The organism is Streptococcus sp. CL8.13 (assembly GCF_049737895.1).
On the sequence record NZ_JBKOTT010000157.1, the window covers coordinates 1 to 854 of the forward strand.

Annotated in this window: 1 protein-coding gene; it reads right to left on the bottom strand. The window is 37.9% G+C overall.

The window, feature by feature from the left end; genetic code table 11:
* A partial coding sequence (locus ACLNCN_RS04940; protein WP_424844757.1) for an ABC transporter substrate-binding protein occupies positions 1-853 on the bottom strand: 853 nt, incomplete at its 3' end.
* Between the last annotated feature and the right edge of the window lies 1 nt (position 854).

The window sequence follows — 854 nt, forward strand, 5'->3', positions numbered from 1 at the left end:
TTGACTCAAAGTTTGAGCTTGCTGGAAAAAGACGTGCAGTGGTATAGGCACCTTGTGTAAAGCTACGAATTAAGGATTCTTGATCTGAACCATCATAGAATGTCAATTTAACATTATCAATTTTGACATTGTCCTTATCCCAATAGTTAGGATTTTTTTCATATTCAATCACAGATTTAGAAATCAAGGACTTCAAAAAATATGGACCATTGTAAAGAATACTTGATGGAGTTGGCGTTCCGTAATCCTTACCTGTTGCATTCAAAAATTCTTCATTAACTGGAAGCATGGTTGCTGTGGTTACTTTAGAGTTCCAAAAACTTTCCGGGTTATTAAGGGTATATTCTACCGTATAATCATCAAGAGCCTTCACACCTACAGTTGAGAAGTCGTTTGTCTCACCACTAACATAAGCCTCCAATCCTTTGATGGATTTCTCAACCAAAGAAAGACCATCGGATTTTCCGTCTGCTGCATGCTTTAATCCGGTGACAAAATCCTGAGCTTTAACTTCCGCATACTCTTCTCCTTCTGAAGTATACCACTTCACACCTTTACGTAGTTTGTAAGTATAAGTCAAGCCATCTTTAGAAACTGACCAATCCTCTGCTAGAGAAGGAATGAGATTCCCATATTTATCATTCTCTAAAAGACCGTCGACGACATTACCTATTACGTCAGAAGTTGAACTTTTACTTGTAACGCTATAATCCAAGGATGATGGATCAACAGCATAAACATAAGAGAATGTTTTGGGAGCATCTGCATTCTTTTCACTTTTCCCACAAGCTGTTAAAAGAATGGCTGTACTCAAGGTCACTCCTGCTCCTAAGAGCCACTTTTTCGATTTCATA